The sequence below is a fragment of the Oceanimonas pelagia genome (assembly GCF_030849025.1).
In the GTDB taxonomy this organism is placed as follows: Bacteria; Pseudomonadota; Gammaproteobacteria; order Enterobacterales; family Aeromonadaceae; genus Oceanimonas; species Oceanimonas pelagia.
Map to the genome: position 1 here is coordinate 1085089 of NZ_CP118224.1, position 23829 is coordinate 1108917.

The window sequence follows — 23829 nt, forward strand, 5'->3', positions numbered from 1 at the left end:
CGCAATGCAGCCGGCCCAGTGCCGGCTTTTTTGTGCCAGCCCAAACCGGAAAAGTCGGCGATGGGCGCTTCTCGCTGCCGGCAAACTGTGCCTACCCGTCCGATTGGTCGGCATAACCCTATCCAACAATGGAGATTTACAATGGCTAAAAAAACCAGCCACGTCCGCCGGGAAACTCAGGAAGCGGCCACTTTTGTGGATGCCCTGCGCGGTGAGGCCACCAAGGGCGGCGTTTTTGACAGCGCTGCTGCCAAGGATTTTATCGACAACTCCACCAGTCAGGCCACCTCTGCCCCGGTGCCCAAGGCGCTGCAACAGGTGTTCGACAGTGCCGACGACAAGGAAATCAGCAAGATTTCCCGCGCCATCATCGATGGTGCCAATGCCTATGAGCGCATGCACGGCAATCAGGCGCCCGGCGACCTGCTGGAGCAAGCCATGCACCTGGCTGCCTCCACCACGCCGGACGCGCACCGCAAGGTACTGGATAGCATTGCCACCTCCGACGCTCACGCCGCGACTTCACTGCAGCCGAACCGGGCCGTGGTGGCCATTCTCACCACCCTGAGCGAAGCCATTCCGTTTGCCCACTACCTGCCGGCCGACATTCAGTCGAACGAGGCCAAGCTGGCCATCATGGTGCACAAGGCGGGCAGCGATTACGGCGCCTACGACAAGGGTGGCCTGATGGATGGCGTCAGCTCCGGCGGTCGCTATATCAGCACCAGCCGCGAGCATCAGTGCGTGATTGAAGAGACCACCGGCACCCCCACCGGCAACATCACCGGCAAGATCACCGCCGTACAGGACACCGACAACACCTGTGACCCGGCTGCCGCCTCTGTGCCGCTGCTGAAAGGGCGCGCCATTGTCTATGTCAACGGCTTGGTGTCCGCCGCCGAGTCCCCCCAGAACCCCGGCAATATCGGCGGCAAGGTGGAGATCGCCGGCACTACCCACAACCTGAGCGGTACCATTGACAACGCCACCGGTGCCATTGCCCTGGTTGCCAACCCGCCCATTCCCCTGGGTACCGAAGTGGTGGTGGAAGCCTTTATCGATTACGAGCAGGACGACAAGCTGACTCCGCGCGTGATCACCGAGGTGGAAACTTTCACCCTGTTTGCCAACCCCTACCGCGTGATCACCGCACAGTCCATCGACAGCCGCACCCAGATGACCAACGAACTGGGGCTGGATCCGTACTCTGAAGGCGTTATCGCCATTCAGGGCCAGTTTGCCAACGAGCGTCATTACGAGGTGCTGCGCAAGGCCAAGCGTATGTCGGTGCGCAACCAGGCCACCTTTGATTTCAAATGGGCCAACCGCGGCGATATGCGCTCCCGCTCCGATGTGTGGCGCGATCTGTCTGCCGTGCTGGGCAAGTTGAGCCAGCAGATGGCCAACGACACCATGAACCACGGCATCACCCACCTGTACGTGAAGGACTTTATTGCCGCCCAGATGGTGGGCCTGCCCGCCGATATCTGGCAGCCCTCCGGTGTGTGGGAGCGCCCCGGCATCTACCGCCTGGGCCGCCTGTTCGGCAAGTACGACGTCTACTACTCGCCCAAGGTGGTCGAGGAGCAGGCTGACGGCAGCTCCGGCGAAATCCTGTGTGTCGGCCAGGCAACTGACGTGACCCGCAACCCCTTCGTGCTGGGTGACGCCGTGGCGCCCATGGTGGTGCCGCTGTCCGTGAACAGCGACCTGAAGCAGGGTGCGGCCTTCTATGCCCGCAACTTCACCAGCGTGAACCCGCACAAGCCGTCCGCTCTGGCCTGTGCGCGGATCAACGTCATCAACATGATCTAACCGGAGGCGCCGATGAGCAAAGTTCTGATTATCGGCGCCGCCCCCGCTGTGGGGGCGAGCGCCATGGCTGAGCTGGTAAAGCAGCTTGAAGGGGAGTTCCAGTCCGGTGTCTTGCTGGAAGTGACCAGCTTTGCGCCCTTCAACCTGAGCCTGCCGGAAATCGGCTTGATGTGCCGGCCTTATGCCGTTGAGCGCGTCATTCTGCGAGATCTTCAGGCGCTGCACAGCGCCATGCACAGCGCCATGCAGATAGCTCAGCTGAACAAGGTGGAGCGGCTGGTATCCGTGCGCGTGCTGTCTGGCGAAGCGGATCAGGCCGACGAGGGCCCGGCCGAACAGGGTGGCCAGGCGGATGACGATGCCGCCAAAGGTGACGACGCCCAGGGGGGTGAAGAGCCCGAGCAGGCGGAGGGGCAGGCTGAGCAGGGTGGCCAGGCCGCAAAACCCAAGTCCGCCACCGGCAGCCGCGGCAAAGCCAAGTAACTTCATAAAAGGGGAATGCGATGTTTTCACCATTCAAGCGGCAGTTAGGCTCAGAGTCAGGTGTGCAGCTTAACCCGTTGCGCGATAACTCCGAGCTGCCTGCCGGCAGTAACTCCGATCAGGTGTTTGCCATTGCCATGCGCGCCACCCGTGGCCGCATCGATAAGGCGTTTATGGTCACCCGGGGTAACGTCAAGGCGCGCCTGGGCAAGGGCGAGTCCACCCGGGTTAACGCATTGAACGAGGCCTGGGTGCAGACCGTGGAGGCGCTGCAAAAGGGCGCTTATGCGGCCGTGGTCAGCCGTCTGCACACCAGCGAAGCCGCGCTCAGCTGGATTGTGGTCAAGGAAACGCTGGACGTGGGCGAGGTGCCCACCGGCAATTACACCTTTGAAGTGTCGGCCACCGAGCCGGTTGCGCCCTACCTGTTTGCCATCAAGCACCTGGAGTGCTTTAACGACGGCATCAAGGTGAGCTTCCATGCCGATGAAAACCGGGTGGGCGGCGTCAATCAGGGCAACAGCATGGTAACCCTGCGTCTGCTCGACAAGGACGACGAAAAGCTGGCGGAATACACCGGTTCACTGCTACCCGGCGATATCGACGATAACGGCAACTCCAAGTACCTGCCGGACGTGATCGCCAACCGTACCGACACCCTGGAAGTGCTGGTGGGCGCCACTACCGAGATTGCCCCCACTTCTTCCGCCTACGGCTACGATGGCGTTACCCCCAAGTGGGCGAGCTCCGATGTGCTGATCTACTTCACTGAGGGGTCAACCACCTATGCAGTGGAGGATGCCCAGCGCGCTGCCAGTCAGCTGGAGAAAACCCAGTACGACTACGGCTACATTGCCTCTGGCGGCACCAAGTCTGCACCGCTGATGGATGCGCTGCTTGGCCTGATGCACCGGGTTAACCGCCAGTTCCGCTTTGATGTACCGGGCGATCTGGACCCCGAGGCGGCTGTGGCCTGGGTGGAGCAGATGAACGTGAGCGGACGCGATAGCGCCCACCTGGCCCATGCCTTCTGGGCCCCGCTCAAGTGCAACGATCCCACCGGCATTAACCCGCGTTTCCACCTGGGCACCGCGACCCTGAACATTGCCAAGGCCTGCGCGCGTAATGCTCAGACCAACGCCAAGGGTTTCGCGCCGAAGAACTACCCGGTGGCCGGCCGGGACTGGCCGGTTGATCGCTCCGGCATCATCCAGACCTACACCCCGGATGACCCGGAAATGAACCTGCTGGCCCGGGCCAAAATCAACCCGGTGATCTACTCGGTATACAGCGGTGGCGGTCGCTATGTGTGGTTCGACTCGCTCACCTGCGCCCCGGTAGACAACAGCCTGCGCAAGCTGATCTCGGTAGCGGATATGTCCAGCTCCATTGACGACGCGGTGACCCGCTTCGCCAAGGATGCTCTGCAAAAGCCGATGAAGGTGGCGGTCAAGATGACCACTGACTTTCTGCAGACCTTGTTTGAGGGTGCCGAGGCTTCCGACTGGATCGTACCTTCCGCCGATCCCGAAATGGGCGGCGCAGCCTTCCGCTTTGTGGTGGCGCCCAACGAGGCCAGCCCTTACGACCGCATGGACGTGAGCTACTGGCTGCGCTACGACGGCACCAACCGTCAGACCTTTGTCACCCAGACCCTGAGCCGCTAAGGAGCGATAGATGCTGAATGACCTGATGCGGGGCCACCTGTATGGCTCCATGGAGCAGGAAGAAATGGAGCGGCGCCGGCGCGCCGCCCTCGACAGCGCCCGGGAAGGCGCTTTCGACTCCGCTTCAAAATTCGAAATGATGGCGACCCGCATGGATGCAGTGGCTGCCATTCAGGAGTGGGCTGACGAGCTCGACCTCGATGACGGCGAATCGGCCAGTGACCGCCTGTTGGCGTTGATGGTCGGCATTGCCGACAGCAACCAGGACGGCGAGCTGGACGAAGACGAGCAAGAGGTGGTGTTTTCTGCCATGGAGGCGGCCTGGGATTACCTGTCCGGTCTGGGCGTGGATGATCAGGATCTCGACCTGCTGCTGAATGAGTGGGACGCCGATGCCGCCGAGCGGGTGCGCGAGCTGGTTTCCTCTGCGCTGAGCGAGTCCGATGACGACATGGACGGCTTTGTGTTCGGGCCTGAGGCGCAAGAGGCCATTTTCGACGCCACCTACCGCAAGAAGATTGCGGTGCGCGGTGGCAAGAAGGTGCGCATCAACAAGCGCGTTTCCGGCAATGTGCGCCTGTCCGGCAAGCAGAAGCTGGCGATTCGCAAGGCTCAGATGAAGGCCCGCTCCGCCGGCGCCAAGGTGCGGCGCATGAAGTCGATGCGGGTGCGTCAGAAGCTCGGGCTGTAATCACCACTGGCGGCCCAAGGGTCGCCTTTTTTATGAGAGGGTCACGCCATGGTTTTACCGATAAACCCCATGCAGGGGCCGCCCGGCGGGCGACTCAGCGGCGTGCTGGGTAGCGAGTTGTCGTCACTGTGGGATGGACTGAGCCCGCACCTGATAGCCCGGCTGTATGAGGTGGATATCAAGGGCAAGCCCATTCCCGGTGCGCCTGTGGTGCGCGCCCCATTTGGTGATGATGTGCAACTGGACGTCGATCTTAACTGGCAGTCACCCTTTGAGAATGCCGGGGCTGAAGGGGCGGTTCCTGCGTTGTCACAGATGCTGCAGTCCGGTGCGCTGCCGGCGCTCACCGATAAGCTGGGGCAAACAGTGGGGCTGGATACCAGCGGGCCGTCTGGAGTGACGGCAGAGGCTATCGGCCGCAGTGGCATGACCAAGCTCAACAGTACACAGATTTTCAACGGCATGCCGCCACTGCGCATTCAGGGTGAGCTGCTGCTGCGCGCCTGGATCAGCCCCGAAAACGAGGTGGAGCGACTGCTTGATCAGCTGATGCAGTGGGCGCTGCCCAAGCACCTGGCACCCGAGGGCACCATGGTGACAGCGGCTGCAGAGTACGCCGCCACCGACAAAACCCTGATCGAGAGCATGCTGCCGTCAGAGGTGCCGAGCCTGCTGGCGTTGACCTACAAGGGGCGCACCTATGCACCCATGGTAATCGAGCGGATTGGTGTCCCCCTGGGCAGCCCGGTGGACAAGACGGGGCGGTTTACCCAGCTGCGCCTGCCGATCACTCTGGGCACCCTGACCGCCAAGGACCGCAACGACTGGATGAACATGAAAGGAGTACGGTTTTGATTGAGATACCACCGCTGAGAACCAAGCGACTGACCGCGCATATGCGTGAGCTGTCCATTCGTGACGCCATCGCCCTGGCTGCCATTCCGGCGCACCTGCAGCAGGAGTCGGCCAGCCGCTTTCTGCGCGCGACGGTGGCCGAGGTGAAAGGAGTGGAAGACATTTCCGCCTGGACGGTGCAGGAGCGCACCCTGGCTATCTGCCACTACATGGCCAACACCCTGGACGATGGCCCCGACTTCGCTCTGTCTGGCGGCGTCAGCCATTACTCTGACTACCTGATGGGTGGCCATGACTACCCCTGCGACAGCCTGGGTCTGGGTGAGCTGGAAGGCGATCAGTGGGCCATTCGGCAGTTGACCGGCCGACTGGCTGAGTCCATCGAGCGCCTGGAAGGCGAGATTGAGGATATCAGCCCGGACACCCACTGGCAGGTGGGCTTGATGGCCGCCCAGCTGATCCCGAACGGGGATGATGGCGGCGAGCTGAGTGAGGGCGATCTGGATGCCTTTATCCACCAGCGCATGTTGGTGCTGCTGGGGCTGCCGGAAAGTGCTTTCGCTCGCCTGACCGCCATGTTCCAGTCAGGCCAAAAGCAACTCGAGCACCTGCTCAAACTGTCCCATGACGAGGAAGGGCTGATTATCTTGCCGGCGGACAAAGAGGGAGGTGAGCTGGCGATTCCGCCAGCCCGATTTCTCGCTGGTGCCTGCATCACCCCGCTTGCGCGAAGAATGGCAGGAAAACCACAAGCTGTTGGCGCATAGCATCGCTCTATATTCGTCCACATCGTTGACTGAGGCCTTCGCCATGACGAGATCCGACGCCAGCGACTTTGTAGAGGGTAAGGCCTACGCGGACTGGAAGAAAAGCCGAGAGGCAGAGCTCAAGCTGCAAGCCGGTATTGCCGAACGGCTGAACGGTGTTATTCGCGCCTGCGGATCCATCGTGAAGTCGGTACAGGCCATCACTGGGCGGTGAGGGGTGCCAGGCCGTGGCGGCACTGCCGACATTCACGGGCGCAATGCCCACCTGACGAAAGAGAGTGACCATGGCAGAACCAACAAGCAGCGCTGCTGCTGCCGCCACCGCCACCGCCGGGGTAGGGCTTGCTGCCCTGTTGCCCTGGATTGACGCCAACGCCCTGATGGGCGCGGTGCTGGGGGCTGGTCTGGTGGCTTACAGCAAGTCCGACATTTCCCCGCTCAAGCGCATTGGCGCCCTGGCCTTCTCGGCGGCCCTGGGCTATCTGATGAGCGGGGAGGTGATCAACCTCACCCCGGTTCAGGAGAGCGGCACCGGCGGCTTTATCGGCGCCATTGTGATTGTGCCGCTGGCCCTCAAGCTGTTGGATCATATTGAGCAGGCCAATGCTTCCGAGCTGCTGAAAAAGTGGAGGGGGCAATAATGGTCTGGCTCAGTATTCACATTTTCCCCGTTATCACCATGGCCGCCTATCTGGCGGCCGCTATCCGGCTGGTGGCATTCCGCCGCCAGGGCTTTAACCGCAAACCCCTTTACGCCATCACGGCCAGCCTGCTGGTGGGTCTGCTGATGTGTGGCGCTATTGAGATCCTGCTGTTCAGCCCGCCGGTTAACCCGGCCCAGTGCGCCATTGCGCTGGTGTTTGCGGTGGCCGCCGTGCGCAGCAAGGGCAATGTGGCCGCCATGATGAGAGGGGGGCGCTGATGTCTCTGTTACGTTTTGGCAGCAAGGGGGGCGCCGTATCAACCCTGCAACGCCAGCTAAAGGGCCTGGGATATGTGCTGGAGGTGGACGGCGATTTTGGTCCCGCCACCGAAAAGGCGGTGCGTGATTTTCAGTATGGCCGCCGCCTGATTGCCGACGGCATTGTCGGCCCAAAAACCCTGAAAGCACTGCGCGGCGGTGATTGCGCCATTCTGCTGTCTGCCGCCGATCTGGCCGTGGCTGCCGTTCGCCTGAGCGTGGAGCTGGCTGCCGTGTACGCGGTGAACGAGGTGGAGAGCCGGGGGGAGGGCTTCTTTGCCGCCGGCAAGCCCGCCATTTTGTTTGAGCGCCATGTCATGCGCCGCCGGCTCAGCGTTCACAAGCAACGGCTTTCGGGCTGGCCGCCGGATCTGGTGAGCAGCAAGGCCGGCGGTTACCTGGGCGGCCCTGCCGAATATCGCCGGCTGGATCAGGCCTGCCAAATCCATGAGGTATCGGCGCTGGAGTCCTGCTCCTGGGGTGCGTTTCAGATCATGGGCTATCACTGGGAATTTCTGGGCTACGAGTCGGTGCACGACTTTGTGGCGCGCATGAAAACCGATGAGGCCGAGCACCTGGAGGCGTTTGTGCGCTTTATTGAGCGCAACCCGACCCTGCACCAGGCGTTGCAGCGAAAAGACTGGAGCACCTTTGCCGAAGGTTACAACGGCCCGGCCTACCGCCGCCATGGCTACCATCACCGGCTGGCGGACGCCTATGAGCGGCACAAGGAGGTGGCGTGAGCGCGCAGTTGAAAGTGATTACTCTGATGATGATGTTGGCTGTCAGTGCGATTTGTGGCTGGCATGGTCGAGGATGGCTGGAAGACAGCAACCGGCTGGCCGCAAAGGAGGCGGCAGACGCGGCGATCGCCGCCGCCATGGCGCGGGAGTCCGGCATTGCCGAGATGGTGGAGCAAAAGCTGGCCGGCCTGCAGGCCGCTGAAACCGTGATTGACCGGGGGATTATCCGTGAAATTGAAAAGCCGATTTATCGCAACGTGTGCCTTGAGCCTGCCGCTGTTCGCCTGCTCAACGCCGCCGCCAGTGGTGACACCGCCAGCGATACAGCAAAACCTGCTGGTGCCATGCCCTGAACGGCTACCGCCCCTGGCTGATGGCACGGGCCGGGAGGTGGTGCTGACCATGCAGTCCTGGGCGGCTCAATATCATCGCTGCGCCATGCGCAACAACGGTCTGATCGAGGTGGTTAAGGGGCTGTAAGGTGGCTGGGTAACAGGAAAACTGAAGGGAAGGTAATCACCCGACTGAGGGAAGATCTCTGTCGGGGCTTTGCCATGTCCGGCAGCCAGCCAACCGTCACCACCATGGAGTCTGCTATGACTGTATCGAACAAAAGCTACCTGAAAGGGTACTACGACCGCACCAAGGCCCTCGGCCGAAAGGTGGTCAACTCCGACTTTACTCTGGAAATTGAAGGCTTCGAGGGCATGTTCCTGCTTGCCCCTCAGTGCCCCTGGCCCGTCACTACCGTAGCTGGTGAGATCTCGGTGCCCACTCCGCTTGGGGTTGAGGCCTGGGAGCCGCAACAGGTCAAGGCGGCCAAGCAAGGCCAGGTGCGCTTTATGGAAACGGTGGATGCGCCCATTGACCAGATGCTGGTGGAGCTGATCACCCAGGGCGGCACCTTCAACGCCAAGATCTATGAAGGCACCCCCGAAAAGCATCTGCGCTACAAGCGCATTATCGACGCCTTTATTCAGGTGGACGACGCCGATCGCGACTGGGAGAACCGCAGCCAGCTCCTGACCTTCAGCGGCACCATGTTCTACCACTACTACGGCGAAGTGGTGAACGGCAACAGCGCGGATTACCGGTAATGGCGGCGCTGTCGGAGTTGGTACAACGGTTTATGGAGCAGGAGCGGGGGGCGGCCAACATCCTGCCGCTTGAGTCCGTAACCGCCCAGGCTCTGGCGGCCGCCCGTTTCCATGCGGGCTTTGCTGATATTGCGGCGATTCCCGAGGGGGCGGACGTTGCCGCCGATACTGACATATCCGTGTCTGAATGGGCTCAGATCCGCCCCTTGTTCCTGTTGTACGTAGAGCGGGAGACCGCCTTGCAACTGGAGGCCACCAGGAGCATGGGCGCCGACCCGTTCGGTCGATCCAGCTCCGAGGTGGGCAACGAGATTACCCAGATGGAGGCAGACTACCCGCGCCGGGTGTTCTGCATCCCGGTTATCACGGTGTAAGTCATGGAGCTGCTTTACGACAAGGACAAGGTGATACGCGGCGATCTGATAAAACGGGCCGTGCTGCGCTCTGATCTGGTGCCGGTGCCGCTGACCCTGGAGGCGGAGATCAGGGCTGACAGGGAAGTGGCTCAATTCCTTGAGGTGGGGCAGTCCATTACTACTTACATCGGCGACCAGCTGGAGATTATCAAGTCTGAATATGTGCCCTCTGGCAAAGCCCAAGGGGGGGCTGAGGCCGCCTTTGTGCGGCTGATCGCCGTGCTGAAGCCGGTGCAGGCCGTGTCATTCATCAAGACCCACGGCATTGTGCGCTACAACGCCACCCTGGCCGAGATTTATCGCGCTGCCGGCGCCACCCTGCGCAGCATTGAAGGGGATTTTGCCGTGTCGCGCTTTGCCTGCCTGGCGGGAGAGGTGCCGACCTATCATATTGCCCGGGCGCTGCAGGAGGCGGGGGGCGTGGTGCGCTGGAATCAGGGCAGGCTGGGGTTTGTGCCGCTGCCGGCACTATTTCAGCAGGCGACCTATGACTCCCTGCCGAGCCATGCAGCCGATAAAGTGAATAGCGGTTTTCTGGAACGGCATGAGATACCGGCATTTTACAGTCTGGATGCCAATGGCCAGTTCGTGTTCGGCAACCGCAACAAGCCCCGGGCGCTGCGCTACCAGCCCGGCGCCACCGAAACAACGCTGCGCAATATGACCTCTTGCCTGGTGCTGACCCGCACCGCCAGGTACAAGTACGCTCCGTCCGTCACCGCCGGCATGCTGTTCGGAATAGAAGGAGGATCGCCCCTGGTGGTGATGACCGCTGCCAGCCTGTGGGAAGCGGGCACCGACGGCGAGCCGCCCAACCAGTACACCAAGCTGTGGCTGGGGAGGTTTGAGCGATGAGCAACACCGGCAGCGGCCTGCTGACCGGCAAGTGGCCGGCGGTGGTGGAAAGCTATGACCAGGACAGCCGCACCTGCGAAGTGTCGATCCCGGGCCAGACCGATGGCGGCGGCCACCTGCGTGCCGAAATTGAATACCCGGTGGGCGACAAGTCCCGTCATGCCACCCAGACCGAGATTGAGATCCTGCCGGGAGATCTGGTGTGGGTGGAATTTATTCAGGGTGACCCCCGTTATCCACTGATCACCGGGTGGCGAAACCCTGCGGTGGGAAACAGCAAAGACTGGCGGCGCTGGCATCACCGCAACATGGAGCTGCTGACCGACCAGCAGATGCGCATGATCTCCAAGCAGACCATTCATATCGAAGCGGGGCAAAGTATTACCCTGCAGGTGGGCGGCACCACCATTACCCTGACCGGCGAGGACATAACCCAACTCGCCAGCATGATTTATCTGAACTGAGGCTTCGCTATGTCCAAAAATATCCTGTTCCCCTTCACTGCCATGAGCAGCAACGATCCTGCGATGAAGGAGGTGGCCCGCCACTTCAAGAAGGCCGGTGCCAATGTGGTGCAGGCAGAGGTGAATCCGGCCATTCGTCGCACCAGCGGCATTGCCTACCGTGAAATCCACCTGTCTTTCACCGACAGCCAGATCGTTACTCTGCGCATCAAGGAAACCGGTGATATCTATCAGGTGCTGCTCAACAAGAAGGTGGTCCCCATTCGCGATCAGGATGACCACAGCGCCGCCATCAAGGAGGTTGCCAAGCTGATGGAGCGAGGGCGCGCCGCATTTCAGCGCAAGCTTGCTAAGGTCAGAGTGGCACTGCCGTCCAGCGTGAAGACGGCGGCACCCAAGATGGAGGCGCTACTGGTGCAGCGGCGCGATAGCCTGGCTGCCGAGATTGCGGCCATTGATAGCGAGCTGGAAGCGCTGGCGGCTGGCTGATGGCGCCGGGCTACACGGTGGAGTGGCTGCCGGCGCCCGGGCTGCTTTTCAAGGCGCCAGAAACGGCCGGCGGCATATCGCACCGGATCCGGTGCGTGATTATTCCCACGCCCGCCGGTGAGGATGGCGAAGATCCGGAGCCGCCTCCCGAGGTGGTGGGGTACCGGGCGATCATTGAGCCAGCGCCGCCCGTGCCGGTGCTGGAGCTGGCTGTGTCGGGGCAGGGGGTAACCCTGAGCGCGCAGACCCTGGCCGGGCTGTTTGGTATCGACTTTATCGACTACCTGCAGGATGGCGTCATTGCGCGGGTGACGAGCTGGGGCGCGCTGCCAGCCCAAGCCGAACAGGTGATTGAGTTCAGGCCGAGCCGGCTGACCAGTCGCAGTTACCTGTTGCAGGTGACCGCCGAGCTGACAAACGGTGAGCGTGAGCAGGCAAGCTACACCCTCACCATTACCCAAGAATGGACTGCCGGACGAGACCGGCTGAAGGAGGAAGTAAATGCCCGCAGTAACAAGACAAGGTGATGGCTGCACCGGCCATGGCAGCTACCCGCCCCGCAACAGTGTGAGCGGAAGCGGCAATGTGATGATCAACGGCATTCCCGCACACCGGCAAGGGGATGGCTGGGAGACCCACTGCAACGACGTGCCCGCGTGCCATGGCGGCAGCCTGGCGGCAGGGTCCGGCACCGTGATAGTCAACGGCAAGCAGCTGGGTCGGGTGGGCGATCCGGTGGACTGCGGATCCGCTGTGGCGGCCGGCTCACCCAACGTATTTGCAGGGGGATAGAAAGGAAAACCCAAGGGCGGCGCCGTCCGGCCCGCCCGTAATATGGCCTGACCACACTCCCGAATAACCCGAGGGCCATAACATGAACCTAGCCTGGAACGAGCAGGGCTCCCCCATTGGTGTATCCATCGATCAGCTGCTGTACCGCATCCGATCGGATGACGGCCGCGAGGGGCTGATTTTCGACAGCGTAACCCTGAATGACATTCTGAGCGAAGACGGCGTGGAGCAGTTTGTCTTTGACGCCATGGTGACCCCCTTTTCTCGCCTGCGCCGCAAAATGGAGCAGATGCTCAAGGTGATGAACCGCGCCGTTGAGGGGCTGGACGTCACCGCTATGCAGGTGTCCGATCCGTTCCGCCGCAACGGTGTCGCCCAGGTGGCGGCCGTGTTTGAGCTGAGCGATGGTCAGACCGTGACCGTGTATTTCCACAACCCCGACAGCACCCCGAACAAGCTCACCCCCACCGATGAGATGGTGTCCTGGAAGTGGATGCTCAACAAGAAGGACATCACCATAGTGGTGGCGCCCGAGAAGGGCAGGGATCTGGCTGTGCGGGAGGTGTCGCGCCGCATTATGCGCCTGGCCGAGCGCAACAGTCAGGCATTTGCCCGGCAGAACGCCCGGCGCGCCGAGCGCCTGGAGCGCATTCAGGGCCTGAAGGACGAGATTGGCGAGCTGGAGCAGACCCTGGAGCAAAAGCAGCGGGATCTGGAGCTGGCCCGGGTTGAGGCCGAGAGTCGCGCACTGGCCCAAAAGGAGCTGTCCGCAGAAGAGGGCATGACCGCGCTGAACGGCATCAAGCGGTTCCTGAGCCGGGCCCAGTATCGCACCATTGCCGCCGCCATGAAGGGCGAAGAGAAGCAGTTCTTTATCGATAAAGCCCGGCTGCTGGCTGACATTATCAACGGCATGGCCGAAACCTACGAGCAGGATGGCAAGGGCATGGATGCGACCGCCTACCTGCATTACTTCAAGGGTGGCGCTGACTGGTACATCACCGAAAAGGACAGCCAGGGCGGCACTCAGCAGGCCTTTGGTTGGGCCAATCTGGGTCATGGCGGCGAGCTGGGCTACATCAGCATTGACGAACTCACCCAGAACAACGCCGAGCTGGATCTGCACTTTGACCCGCAGCCGCTGAACGGCGTGGTGGAAGATCAGGAAAGCGAGCCGGCAGCCGATAGTGGCAATAGCGCCGACAACGCCCCCATGAATGCCGCAATCGCCATGGTGGAAACCGTGATCGGGGAATTTGACGGCAGCCTGTCGGGCTGGGAGCGGGACGAGTCATTCTCCGGCGGCGCCTGGTCCTTCACCAACCTGACATTTGGTGGCGTAACGGTGCGCGCCGGTGTGTCCTATGGCGGCGTGGTGTCGCTGGATGGCAAGCCCCACGACCCGGAAGGCCGGGTGATCGACAGCGCCGACAGCCTGCGCGCCGCCATTGTGGCCATGCTGCCCAAGGACGAAGAGCAACAGCAGACCTGGAACGCCAGCACCGAAAGCGTGCGCGAACTGGACGACGAGCAGTTTGCTGCCGCCCTGGCCGAACTGGAAGCCGATAACCTGCGTAGCGAAGCCGTGCTGTTGCTGGCCCGTCGCAAAGGCACCGACGAGCAGATTGCCGAAGCCGAGCAGATTTTGCAGGAATACAACGACGCCGGCCATGCCTCTGCCGAGCTGATTGCCCGCCGTGATGCCCTGCGTAACGCCATTGAGCAGGGTGTGAGCGAGCCTGAGTCAGCCTCTGAAGATCTGCAGCCAGAGGGCGCGGAAAGCGTAGTCAAAACCGCCAAAGGCTCCGAAGTGATCACCGGCTTTTCTGTGGTGGAAGCCGCCGCCCTGATCGCCTCCCATGATGCCGATGGCAACCCCAACCCGGCGTACCCGCAAGAGCTGCAACCCCGCGACCGCAGCCGCACCTCTTCCGTTGCCTGGGTGAAGAAGACCGCCAACCAGCTTGACCCCGACAGCCTGGGTAAAACCCGCCGGGCCGACTCTGGTGCGCCGATTGTGGGCCCCGATCTGGTGGTGGAGTCCGGCAACGGTCGCACCATGGCCATTCAGGAGGCTTACCGCACCGGTAAGGCCGAGGAATATCGCCAGTGGCTACAGGAAGAGGCGGAGTTTTACGGCCTGAATGCGGGCAAGGTGGCCGCCATGAAAGCGCCCGTGCTGGTTCGTATCCGCACCAGCGCCATTGATCGCCGCCAGTTTGCCATTGAGGCCAATCAGGACGACAAGCTGGCCATGACCGGCACCGAAAAAGCCAAGGCCGATGCCGACCGCCTGGACAGCAACCTGATGGCTCGCCTGAGTGATGACGGCAACCTGTTGTCGGCCGCTAACCGTGACTTTGTGGCCGGCTTTCTGGCCTCGCTGGGTGAGTCCGAGTCGGCGCAGTACGTTACCACCAACGGCCAGCCTACCGGCGCGCTGATCGCCCGCATTCAGGCCGCCATTTTTGCCAAGGCATACAGTGATGATCGCCTACTGGAGTTGTCCGCCGACGCCAGCAAGCCGGAGGTAGCCAATATCATCGAGGCACTGAACGTGGCTGCCCCCGAGTTCATTCTGGCCCGCTCTGCCGATGAGGCTGGTGCCGAGGCGCTGAGCGGCCGGCTGGTGGACAGCGTGGAAGCATCCATGAATGAGCAGGCGGTAGAGGCCATCATTCAGGCTGCCAACCTGGTGCGCAAGGCCAAGAGTGAAGGGGCCAGCGTAGAGGAAACCGTTAATCAGTTGGGTCTGTTTGGCGATGTGCCGCCGGCCACTGCCGCCATGGCGTTGTTCATTAACCGCAATAACCGCAGCGCCAAGCGCCTGGGTGTGGCATTCAAGGCCATGGCCGAGTTTGTGCGCCAGGAAGCCGAGCGCGGCCAGACCGTGGATATGTTCGGTGACGCAACGGAGGTGACCTTGCAGGAAATTATTGACGCCGCCAACCGCAAACTGGAGCAGGAATACGGCGAGGGCGCGTTTGCCATTGAATCACTGGATCTGTTTGCGCAATCCCAGCCAGAGAGCGACCCCGAGCAGGCCCTGCAGAAAGCCCGCGAGCAGACCGACACCGATCCCACCGATAGGCAAAAGGAGAATGGTGATTACCAGAAGGGCGAGCTGAGCGCCTTTAGCCTGGAACTGGTCATTGAAAACCCCAAGGGGCACGTTCGTTCCGGCAAGAGCGAAAACGGCGATGAGTGGTCCGTCAGCATGGCCCACGATTACGGCTACATCAAAGGCACCAAAGGGCTGGACGGCGACGAGGTGGACGCCTTTATCGGCCCCAATCTCGAAAGCGAAAAGGCGTTTGTGATCGAGCAGGTTGACCCCTCCGGCAAGCTGGACGAGCACAAGGTCATGCTGGGCTTTGATGATGAAGAAAGCGCCAAGCAGGGCTACCTATCCAGCTACAAGGCTGGCTGGGATGGCCTGGGCTCCATCCGTGAAATGAGCCTGGAAGAGCTGAAAGCCTGGCTGCCGAATGCTGACCAGTCAACCAACGATGAATCATCAGTCAACCAAGAGGGTGAGCCCAGCCCGGCCGAGGCCGACACCGCTTTCCTGCAATCGGTTATCGACGGCGCCGTACCCGACATGCTGGCCCCCGAGCTGGGCGACGAGATCGCCGCCGTGCTGGAGCGCCATGCCGACAATCCCGACATGGAAGCCCTGCTGGAGCAGGCCGTAATGGCCTACCAGACCGCCATGCTGAACGCCACCGCCAATATTGAGTAAGGAACTATCGTGAGCATTATTTTTGACAACAGCAATGGGGAGGGGGCCAAGCAGGTGCTGGCCCGCCTGAAACTGGTCACGCAACTGGCGAGCACCCGCAAGGATTTGCTGGCTCTGCCTGCTGGCGTTGGTTCGCTGGCACCCAGGCTGGCTCTGGTGCGCGAGGCCAACCGGCTGCGCGCCGAGCTGGGGGAGCTGGACGGTCCCGCTTTGAGCGATGATCCCAACAGCCCCCACTACCGGTTCCGCGATACCGGCGAGGTGTCCGGCAGTCGCAAGGAGCTGGCTGCCAGCGCCATTAGGCTGGCCAAATCCAACGGTGACGCCGTGAAAGTCACGGATATCGACTGGCAGGCCATTGAAGAGAACCCGCGTGAAGCGGAAGAGCTAATCAGCAAGGGCAACCTGTTTGGTGAAACCGACTGGGAGCAATTGCAGCAAGGGGGCATGGATCCTGCTGCCGGCTTTCTGGTGGATAAGGTGTTTGCCGCTATCGGCCCCAAGCCGGCCGGCGATGCAGCGCCACAATTGCGTCAGGACTATGCCTGGGGGTTACAGGCCATTCGCGCCCGCATGCAAGCCTGCACCAGTGTGAGTGACGTGCGCGAGGCGCTGGAGGTGATCCGCGATGAAATGATCGGCACCAATCTTAACGAGCAGGAAGCGGAACGCTATACCGCCCTTATGCAGCAACGGCAGCAGGCTGCCGACCGTAACGTGGCGATCCGCCAGGCCATTGATGCAGCCCAGACCGAGATGTATCAGGCCGGCGCCGAGCTGCGGCAGGCTCAGTACAAGATAGAAAGCCGCGGACGCCGGGGCTGGAAGCCGGATCCTACCCTGGCTGAAGCGCTTGCCGATGCGCAGGCCGCCTACAGCGAGGCCGAGGCCCGCTGGAGCAGTGCCCTGAAGGACACCAAAGATGAACGTGAGACGTTGCGCGCCACCATGCTCGACACCCACAATCAGGCCGCCCTGATTGTGGCTGAAGCCCGGGAACGGAACAGCCGGGAGAGCCAGGAGTGCAGATCATGGCGAAGCTTTGGCGAGCGCTTTGCCAAGCTGGTCAATTACCGCCGTCATGGTGGCTCAGACGCCTTCCGTGGACACGTTACCAATGCCGCCGCCGGCAAGGTCAATGACTGGTCCTGGGCCGACAAGAGCAAGGCGAGTCAGCCCAAAAGAGCCACCAAGCGAGAGGTTGGTTTTCAGCTTCAGGTGGCGGACTCTTTCGTCCGCCAGGGTGGCAGGGAGATAAGCGTCGGCTCCACCGCCGAACTCAAGGAGCGAATGGGCTTTCGTGAGGTGCAGTCGGGCAACTGGGTGCTGAACGATCCCAACAGCGCCCGTTTTCACGTTGAACAGACCGCTGCTGCCATGGTGGACATGGCCGACGTACTCGGTATTAACGAGCACCACCTTGGGTTGGGTGGTCGTCTGGCCATGGCGTTTGGCGCGCGGGGGCGAGGCGGCAAGAATGCGGCCAGGGCTCACTACGAGCCGGTGCAGCGGGTGATCAACCTCACAAAAATGGGCGGCGGTGGCGCCTTGGGGCACGAACTGCTGCACGCCCTGGACAACATCATTCCGTCACTGGTGAACGAAACCCCAGGTGGTAAAGGCGAGTTTGCGTCTGCCAATCCCGAACTGCTGCCAGAGGGGCCGCTGCGCGATGCCTTTGCCGCCTTCCGGCGAGCCCTGACCCAGGGCGACAAGCCGCTGCTTGAGATCATCAAGCTTAAGCCCGGCGACGGCAACCTGGCCCGGCACAACATAGATGGCCGGCGCGGCAGCCGAGTGGCCGATGCCATCCGTGAGGCCGGCAACGCCACCGATGCCGTGAAGGCGGTGCGGGCCATTTACGGCGACCGTACCGACAAGCGCAGCCGCAAGACCATTGCCGACTGGGTGCGACTGGCGGCAGCTTATTACCACGACGGTGAAGAGCAGGTAGAGCTGGAAACAGGTCCTGAGGTATCCGACTTCATGCGTTCAGCTCAGCTATTGGACGCTGGCAGCACCGGCAAATACTGGTCGAGCGTGGAAGAGATGGCGGCCAGGGCATTTCAGTCCTACCTCGAAGACAAAATGTCGGAGCGGGGCATGCGCAACGATTACCTCAGCGCCCTGGCAGACAACAAGCACTATTCCGGCGGAAGCTCACCGGTCAAGCCGTTCCCTGAGGGAGAAGAACGCCTGCGCATTAACGCCGCCATTGATGAGCTGTTCGACACCCTCAAGCGGGAGCGGGTATTTGAGAAGGCGGTAGCCAACAAGGCGCTGCTGGACTCGATTTTTGACTGCAACTCTGGGGCCGCGGCACTGCAATAAGGGGGATTTGGTGCTGAATGGATGTTTTTTTTCGTTCGGCACCATCAAGCCAGGAAAAGAACCAGCCTGCTCAGCCATGGCACTGCGTAAAGTCATGCCATGGCTACTAAAACCCACAAGCAGCGGCGCGGATTCTTCGGTCTGTTCAGCGGAAACACTCGCGATTACCAGGCAGAGGATGCGTCGGCGAGCGACATAACACCAGCGGATACCGTGCTCTACGGTGCCGGCATGACCACTGTTGCCAGCCTGATGGCATCCGGCAACCGGAAGGCCCGCACCCGGCAATCCATCTACGATCAGTGGTCAATGATGGAGGCGGATCCCATTTGTTCATCGGCCCTTGGCTTGCTGGTCACCGCCGCTCTGGGTGGTCACGAAACCAATGGCGACCTCATTTTCATCGAAAAAAGGCCCGGCTACAGCGACGATGAGCGCCTGCAGCGGATGGTGGAGGAGATCCGCGAGGACCTGCTCCCCATTTTCAACGGCGCCGCCTTTAACGTTGGCTATCTGGCGGCGGCCTTTGGTGACGCCTATGCCCGCATTTACAGCGATAAGGGGGTGGGGGTCACCGACCTTTATACCGGCGAGCTGATCCGGCCGCCCCTGGTGCAGCCGTTCGAGCGCGGCAGCCGCACCGTGGGCTTTGCCGTTTATACCGGTGAGAAGAACTTCCAGCGCCTGAGCAAGACCCAGATGGCCAGAGTGAAAATGCCGCGCACCCAGTGGGTGCCGCAGCACGGCGTGTTTGAGAAGTCGATCAAGCTGGCCCTGGAGCAGGACGATATCGATGCCCTGCCGCTGATGCCGGCCATGGCTGGCGGCTCCTTGCTGTACCCGGCAGAGGAGCCCTACAACAACCTGTCCGCCAGCCTGCTGGGGCTGGTTGGGCAGCGCTGGATCGACTCCATTGACGAGCAGATGCTGACCGTCAACCTCAACGAAATGAGCAGGGAACAGCAAAAGCGCTTTCTTGAGAGCATCAAGTCCATGCTCACCAAGTCCAAGGAAGTGGCGGAGCAGGCCGCCAAGGGCGGCAAGCCGATACTGGAGCGGATCCGGCATATCATTCCGGTGTTCGGTGAAAAGCAGCTGGCGTCCATGCAGGCGCCGAACGGCGGTCAGACTGGTCGCAGCGCCAATATCAGCATCGAGGACATTATGCTGCATGCCCGGCTGACCGCCGGTGCCATTGGGGTGGATTTGTCCATGGTGGGTTTTGCCGATCAGCTGGCTGGCGGCCTAGGCGAGGGTGGCTTCTTCCGAACGTCAGCGCAGGTGGCTGAGCGGGCCAGGGTTATTCGGGTCGCCCTGGCCGACTTCTTCAATCAGGTGATCGACGTTCATACCCTGCAGAAGTACGGCGTGGTCTTCCCGGCCAGCGAGCGCCCCTGGTCCATCAACTTCTACGGCTCCATTTCCGCGCTGGAGGCCGAAAAGCAGCGCACCCGCAGTGAAGGCATGAGCGTGGGCCTGCTGCTGGTGCAGGGCATGCAGCAGCTCAAGGAGCTGGGCGCCGACAAGAAGATGATGATCAACTTCCTGACCGACATTATGGCGCTGGATGAAGATCAGGCCGAACAGTATGCCGATAACCTGGCCAGGCAGCCGGATGACGATGACAGGGGGCTGTGATGGGGCTATACAACAACGTGGCCGACAGTCTCGGTCTGCTGGGCGCTGGCAGCCTGCTGGGCAATCTGCAGGGCGCCGTGGGCGGCGGCATCAACAACCTTGGCGGCAGAGCGGCACAACTTGCCGGGGGCGGCGCGCTGGCCCAGAACCTGGCTGGCCGGGCAACCTCCATCGCCGGATCCATGGCATCCAGCGCCATCAGTAGCGGGCTGACGCCGGAGTTGCGGCGGGCCATTAATGGCGGCGGCGCGGTTGCCAGCAACCTGCTGGCCGGTAATTTTCAGGACGCGGCCATTACCGCGCTGGATGCGGGCCTGGCCGACAGGGTGCTGAGCAGCTTCGGCAGCCGGGCCGGAGCGCAGATGCGATTCTGGCGTAACGGAAACCCTCTGTACGGGGGGATATCGCCGGGCGAGGCGAGACAGATCCACTCCGAAGCTACCACCACCGGCAAGGCCAAGAAAAACCTGTTCCTGGTCAAGGTCAGCAGCCTGTTGCAGGGCGACTTCTCCCGCCAGTTCAACCTTTTTTGCGTGGATATAGAGCACACGCCTTTTATCGTTTCCGGCGACAAGTTCAAGGTCGGCGCGGCGTTCGTGGACATGCCCAACGCCTCGGAGGTCGACGAGCTCCGCATTACCACCCTGGATGACAAGCGCGGCACCATGAAGCGGTGGTTTGAGGATCACGCCGCTGCCGTGGCGGCGCGTGACGGCACCGTGGGGGTGCCTGGCCAGTACGCGATTACTTTCACCATCGAACACGCCTTTGTGGGCGAGCTGGGCGGCTTCAAGGGCAAGGGGCTGTTTCGCCCCGTGAGTTACGACGTGTCGTTGTCCCGGCGCGATGACGCCCTCGAGGAAATCCAGATGACCTTTACCCAAATCGACACCTTCATGGAGCCCTGATGATGCTGAAACACGACGAACAGGGCTTTCTTGTCGGGCCCAGAGAGCAAACTGACGAGCTGCTGGACCAGCTCAAGTTGATCCGTGGCGAGCTGGAGGCCATCAGGGCTACCCTGGGTGATGCCAAGCCACAAGAGGCCGCCACCACTCCGGCGTCGTCGCCGGACGTTCAGCGCCCGCCGGTGGTAACGCCAGGTGGCAGGCATGGTGGTGAGCCTGGCTCAACCCTGGCCGCCACTGCCGCTCTTGCTCCTGTGGTCGTGCTTCGTCAAGGTGACAGCTATCAGCATGGTGGCGACACCCATTTCCGCCAGGGCGACCGGTCGACGTCAAGTTCCATTGCCCTCACCGACCGTCAAACAATCAACCATTCCGCTCCTAGCGCCCGAGAGGCCGCCACCACTCCGGCGTCGTCGCCGGACGTTCAGCGCCCGCCGGTGGTAACGCCGATAGGCAGGGTCGGTCCGAAAAGGGATGAAAACGGACGCTTTGTAAAGGCATCTTCTCCCCAGTCATTTGGCGCCGCTCGAAGTGATCGCGATGAAAAGGGGCGGTTTGTCGGCTCGGGTGATGATGACTCTGCCGCCAACGAGTTGGGGCTGCGAACGGCTATTGGCGACATGGGAGACCGGATCGCCGGGGCTGTGCACGAAATGGCCCTTAACGAGGAGGCCGACCCGTCGGTTAAGGCCTTCAATGAGGTGGCTCAGCCGCTCAGCCGCGGCTTCAGCAAGATTTTTGGCGGAGAGGGCGACAAGGGGCAGGAGCGCTGGTTTCGCCGGATATGGCGTCAAATGCGCGAGTCCCGGGAGGCTGGGCGCCAGGAGAGCAAGCAGACCATTACCCTGCTGGAGGATATCGAGAAGCAGCAGGGCGGTAAGGATCGCAGCGGTGGCGGCTGGTTTGCGCTAGCCCTGGCTCCCGCCATGGTGCTTCTGCGCGCCATCCTGACTGCGTTGCTGCCCATGGCGCTGCTGAAGCGACTACCGGCCTGGCTGACTGGAATCGGCGCCGGTAAGGGCGGCCCCGGGGCAGGAAAGTGGGCACCTGGTCGCGCTGGGGGTGGCGCGGCAGCGGGTGCGACAGGAGCGGCTTCTGCCGGTGCCGGCCGGCCTGGAGCCCCTGACGCTCGCGGCGCCGGTTCGAAACCGGGCATGCTGCGTCGCGCCGGGCGGTTTGCCCGCCGAGTGCCGGTATTGGGCAGCCTGATCGGGCTTGGCTACATGGCCAGCGATATCTACAGCTCCGAGTCCAGTAACGATTCACGGCAGCAGAAGGATGTGTCCACAGGCGCGGCCATTGGTCGCGGTACTGGTGCGCTGGGTGGCGCCATGGCCGGCGGCGCTGCCGGCGCGGCATTGGGCTCTGTGGTGCCGGTGGTGGGCAACATAGTTGGCGGCATTGTGGGTGCTGCCGTCGGTGCCTGGCTGGGTGAGTCTGCCGGTGAGGTAATTGGCGCTCAGTTCGGCTCCTGGGTGGCAGATCTGCGCGACTCCAACTTCGTGCAGGGCATGTCCGATGCCTGGCGCACCATGACGCTGTTCACCGGCCACCTGTGGGGGCAGGTGAGCGGTGCTGTGGGTGAGCTCTGGGGCGCCATGTCGGAAACCGTGGGGGCAGCCTGGAGCAGCGTATCCTCCACAGTGTCCAGCGCCTGGCTGGCCACGTCAGACGCTGTATCCGCCACTTGGGATGGCATTGCTGGAGCGATAACGAGCACTTGGGATAGCGCCGTTGGCGTGATGACGTCGGCCTGGGATAGTGTGACCAGCAAGCTGGAAGGGTGGTGGGATTCCATTTCCGAGGCCGGCCAAAAGGTTAATGACTGGATTAAGGAAAAAACCGGCATTGACGTTAAGGAGACTGCCACTGCCGTCTATGACAGCACCGCCAGCGCCCTAAAGGAAGCGGGCGGGAATGCGTGGAGCTTCGTTAAAAAGTCAGCGTCCACGGTGGGCGAGGCCACCGGCGTATCCAAGGCGTACCGCGCCATCAAGCGCAGCGCCAATTACGCGAAAAACCGCAGCGCCCTTGAAAAGCAGATGGCAGCATCCGGCATTACCGACCCCGCCGAGCAGGCCATGTTCATGGCGCAGATGGATCATGAGTCCGGCGGTATGACCAGCCTGGAAGAGAGCTTCAACTACCGCAACGCCGATCGCCTGATGGCGGTCAGCGCCACCGCCAGAAAGAAGGGTCCGAAAGCCGTGCAGGCAGCCATAGATCAGGGCCCGGAGGCGGTGGCTGAGCTGATGTATGGCGGGCGCATGGGTAACACCGAGCCCGGTGACGGCTACAAGTTTCGCGGACGCGGCTTCACCCAGCTCACTGGGCGAAACAACTACGAAGCGGCCAGCAAGGATCTGGGTATCGACCTGGTTAATAACCCGGACATGGCGGCAGACCCGGAGGTGGCGGCCAAGATTGCCACTTGGTACTGGCAGCAGCGCCCCGGCCTGTCAGACGCCGCCAAGCGTGGCGATGTGGAGGAGGTCACCCGCAAGATTAACGGTGGCACCAATGGTCTGGCCGATCGCAAGGCCAAAACCGAGCAGTACCTGGCCGAATATCGGGATAGACCGATAGCGCCCACATCCAAACCTGAGGCGGTGGCCTTGGCGCAAGTTGACGCGCCTGCCAGGGCAACAAACAGCATCACTCGCCGGGAAATCACAGATCCTGCCGAAAAGGCGGCGGCACTTGCTGAGCTGGAGCGGGATCTGGCGTGGATGAATGAGTCCATGGGGCATGGCGGCGAGGTTACACCAGAAGGCCTGGCCGGCATGACCAGCCCCAATGTTGCGCCGGCCGCCCGGGTGCCCGATAGCAACCTGAGCCAGATCCTGCTTCCGCCGGTATCGACCAGCGTGGATGCCGCTCGTCTGCCACCGATGGCTATGGGCGTCATGGCGCCCGCAGCGCCGCCCGCCGTGGCGGCCGCGCCTAACCTTACAGTGCCATTGCGCGACAATGCCAAGCCCAAGGCTTCACGCCCGCCGCAGGACGTTTCCCGTGACCTGCCCGATCGCCAGATCGCCCACATCGTCACCGGCGCCTACGCCGCGATGTAAAGCGGAAAACGGCGGGGTTCTTCGCCCCGCCGTCCACCTACCAT

24 protein-coding genes are annotated in these 23829 nt (G+C 62.1%); all 24 read left to right on the forward strand.

Features of this window, described 5'->3' with window-relative positions; all coding sequences use genetic code 11:
• Window positions 1–141 precede the first annotated feature (141 nt).
• Window positions 142–1815, forward strand: coding sequence for a hypothetical protein (locus PU634_RS05110; protein WP_306762984.1), 1674 nt, complete (start codon window positions 142–144; stop codon window positions 1813–1815).
• Window positions 1816–1827: 12 nt separating this feature from the next.
• A complete protein-coding gene (locus PU634_RS05115; protein WP_306762985.1) occupies window positions 1828–2298 on the forward strand; it encodes a hypothetical protein in 471 nt (156 codons plus the stop codon).
• Between the two features lie 62 nt (window positions 2299–2360).
• A complete protein-coding gene (locus PU634_RS05120) occupies window positions 2361–3965 on the forward strand; it encodes a hypothetical protein (RefSeq protein ID WP_306762986.1) in 1605 nt (534 codons plus the stop codon).
• Window positions 3966–3975: 10 nt separating this feature from the next.
• Window positions 3976–4656, forward strand: a complete 681-nt coding sequence (locus PU634_RS05125; RefSeq protein ID WP_306762987.1) for a hypothetical protein — start codon at window positions 3976–3978, stop codon at window positions 4654–4656.
• Between the two features lie 48 nt (window positions 4657–4704).
• Window positions 4705–5511, forward strand: a complete 807-nt coding sequence (locus tag PU634_RS05130) for a hypothetical protein (RefSeq protein ID WP_306762988.1) — start codon at window positions 4705–4707, stop codon at window positions 5509–5511.
• Complete coding sequence (locus PU634_RS05135; protein WP_306762989.1) at window positions 5508–6278, forward strand: hypothetical protein; 771 nt, start codon at window positions 5508–5510, stop codon at window positions 6276–6278. The genes PU634_RS05130 and PU634_RS05135 overlap by 4 nt, the downstream gene beginning before the upstream one ends.
• Window positions 6279–6321: 43 nt before the next feature.
• Window positions 6322–6492 carry a hypothetical protein gene (locus tag PU634_RS05140; protein WP_306762990.1) on the forward strand — a complete coding sequence of 57 codons (171 nt, stop codon included), beginning with the start codon at window positions 6322–6324 and terminating at the stop codon, window positions 6490–6492.
• A 70-nt stretch (window positions 6493–6562) separates the two neighbouring features.
• A complete protein-coding gene (locus PU634_RS05145; RefSeq protein WP_306762991.1) occupies window positions 6563–6919 on the forward strand; it encodes a putative holin in 357 nt (118 codons plus the stop codon).
• Entirely contained in the window at window positions 6919–7200 is a 282-nt protein-coding gene (locus PU634_RS05150) for a phage holin family protein (protein WP_306762992.1), read from the forward strand. Before PU634_RS05145 ends, PU634_RS05150 begins: the two co-directional genes overlap by 1 nt.
• On the forward strand, window positions 7200–7982 hold the full coding sequence (locus tag PU634_RS05155) for an N-acetylmuramidase domain-containing protein (RefSeq protein ID WP_306762993.1): 783 nt from the start codon (window positions 7200–7202) through the stop codon (window positions 7980–7982). Before PU634_RS05150 ends, PU634_RS05155 begins: the two co-directional genes overlap by 1 nt.
• Window positions 7979–8335, forward strand: a complete 357-nt coding sequence (locus PU634_RS05160; RefSeq protein ID WP_306762994.1) for a hypothetical protein — start codon at window positions 7979–7981, stop codon at window positions 8333–8335. The genes PU634_RS05155 and PU634_RS05160 overlap by 4 nt, the downstream gene beginning before the upstream one ends.
• A complete protein-coding gene (locus PU634_RS05165) occupies window positions 8289–8462 on the forward strand; it encodes a hypothetical protein (protein WP_442604708.1) in 174 nt (57 codons plus the stop codon). Before PU634_RS05160 ends, PU634_RS05165 begins: the two co-directional genes overlap by 47 nt.
• Window positions 8463–8578: 116 nt before the next feature.
• Complete coding sequence (locus tag PU634_RS05170; protein ID WP_306762996.1) at window positions 8579–9079, forward strand: hypothetical protein; 501 nt, start codon at window positions 8579–8581, stop codon at window positions 9077–9079.
• On the forward strand, window positions 9079–9453 hold the full coding sequence (locus PU634_RS05175; protein WP_306762997.1) for a hypothetical protein: 375 nt from the start codon (window positions 9079–9081) through the stop codon (window positions 9451–9453). Before PU634_RS05170 ends, PU634_RS05175 begins: the two co-directional genes overlap by 1 nt.
• A 3-nt stretch (window positions 9454–9456) precedes the next feature.
• The gene (locus PU634_RS05180; protein ID WP_306762998.1) at window positions 9457–10350 is read left to right on the forward strand and encodes a hypothetical protein; all 894 of its coding nucleotides are present in this window, start codon (window positions 9457–9459) and stop codon (window positions 10348–10350) included.
• A complete protein-coding gene (locus PU634_RS05185; protein WP_306762999.1) occupies window positions 10347–10814 on the forward strand; it encodes a DUF2345 domain-containing protein in 468 nt (155 codons plus the stop codon). The genes PU634_RS05180 and PU634_RS05185 overlap by 4 nt, the downstream gene beginning before the upstream one ends.
• A 9-nt stretch (window positions 10815–10823) precedes the next feature.
• Window positions 10824–11303 carry a defense against restriction DarA-related protein gene (locus PU634_RS05190; RefSeq protein WP_306763001.1) on the forward strand — a complete coding sequence of 160 codons (480 nt, stop codon included), beginning with the start codon at window positions 10824–10826 and terminating at the stop codon, window positions 11301–11303.
• Window positions 11303–11830, forward strand: coding sequence for a hypothetical protein (locus PU634_RS05195; RefSeq protein WP_306763002.1), 528 nt, complete (start codon window positions 11303–11305; stop codon window positions 11828–11830). The genes PU634_RS05190 and PU634_RS05195 overlap by 1 nt, the downstream gene beginning before the upstream one ends.
• A complete protein-coding gene (locus tag PU634_RS05200; protein ID WP_306763003.1) occupies window positions 11805–12095 on the forward strand; it encodes a PAAR domain-containing protein in 291 nt (96 codons plus the stop codon). Before PU634_RS05195 ends, PU634_RS05200 begins: the two co-directional genes overlap by 26 nt.
• Before the next feature lie 82 nt (window positions 12096–12177).
• Complete coding sequence (locus tag PU634_RS05205; RefSeq protein WP_306763004.1) at window positions 12178–15837, forward strand: pyrophosphatase-like OB fold-containing protein; 3660 nt, start codon at window positions 12178–12180, stop codon at window positions 15835–15837.
• Window positions 15838–15846: 9 nt separating this feature from the next.
• Complete coding sequence (locus PU634_RS05210; RefSeq protein ID WP_306763005.1) at window positions 15847–18168, forward strand: LPD1 domain-containing protein; 2322 nt, start codon at window positions 15847–15849, stop codon at window positions 18166–18168.
• Window positions 18169–18267: 99 nt separating this feature from the next.
• The gene (locus PU634_RS05215) at window positions 18268–19806 is read left to right on the forward strand and encodes a hypothetical protein (protein ID WP_306763006.1); all 1539 of its coding nucleotides are present in this window, start codon (window positions 18268–18270) and stop codon (window positions 19804–19806) included.
• Complete coding sequence (locus PU634_RS05220) at window positions 19806–20714, forward strand: hypothetical protein (RefSeq protein ID WP_306763007.1); 909 nt, start codon at window positions 19806–19808, stop codon at window positions 20712–20714. The genes PU634_RS05215 and PU634_RS05220 overlap by 1 nt, the downstream gene beginning before the upstream one ends.
• Window positions 20714–23785, forward strand: coding sequence for a glycoside hydrolase family 19 protein (locus PU634_RS05225; RefSeq protein WP_306763008.1), 3072 nt, complete (start codon window positions 20714–20716; stop codon window positions 23783–23785). The genes PU634_RS05220 and PU634_RS05225 overlap by 1 nt, the downstream gene beginning before the upstream one ends.
• The last annotated feature ends 44 nt before the right edge of the window (window positions 23786–23829 follow it).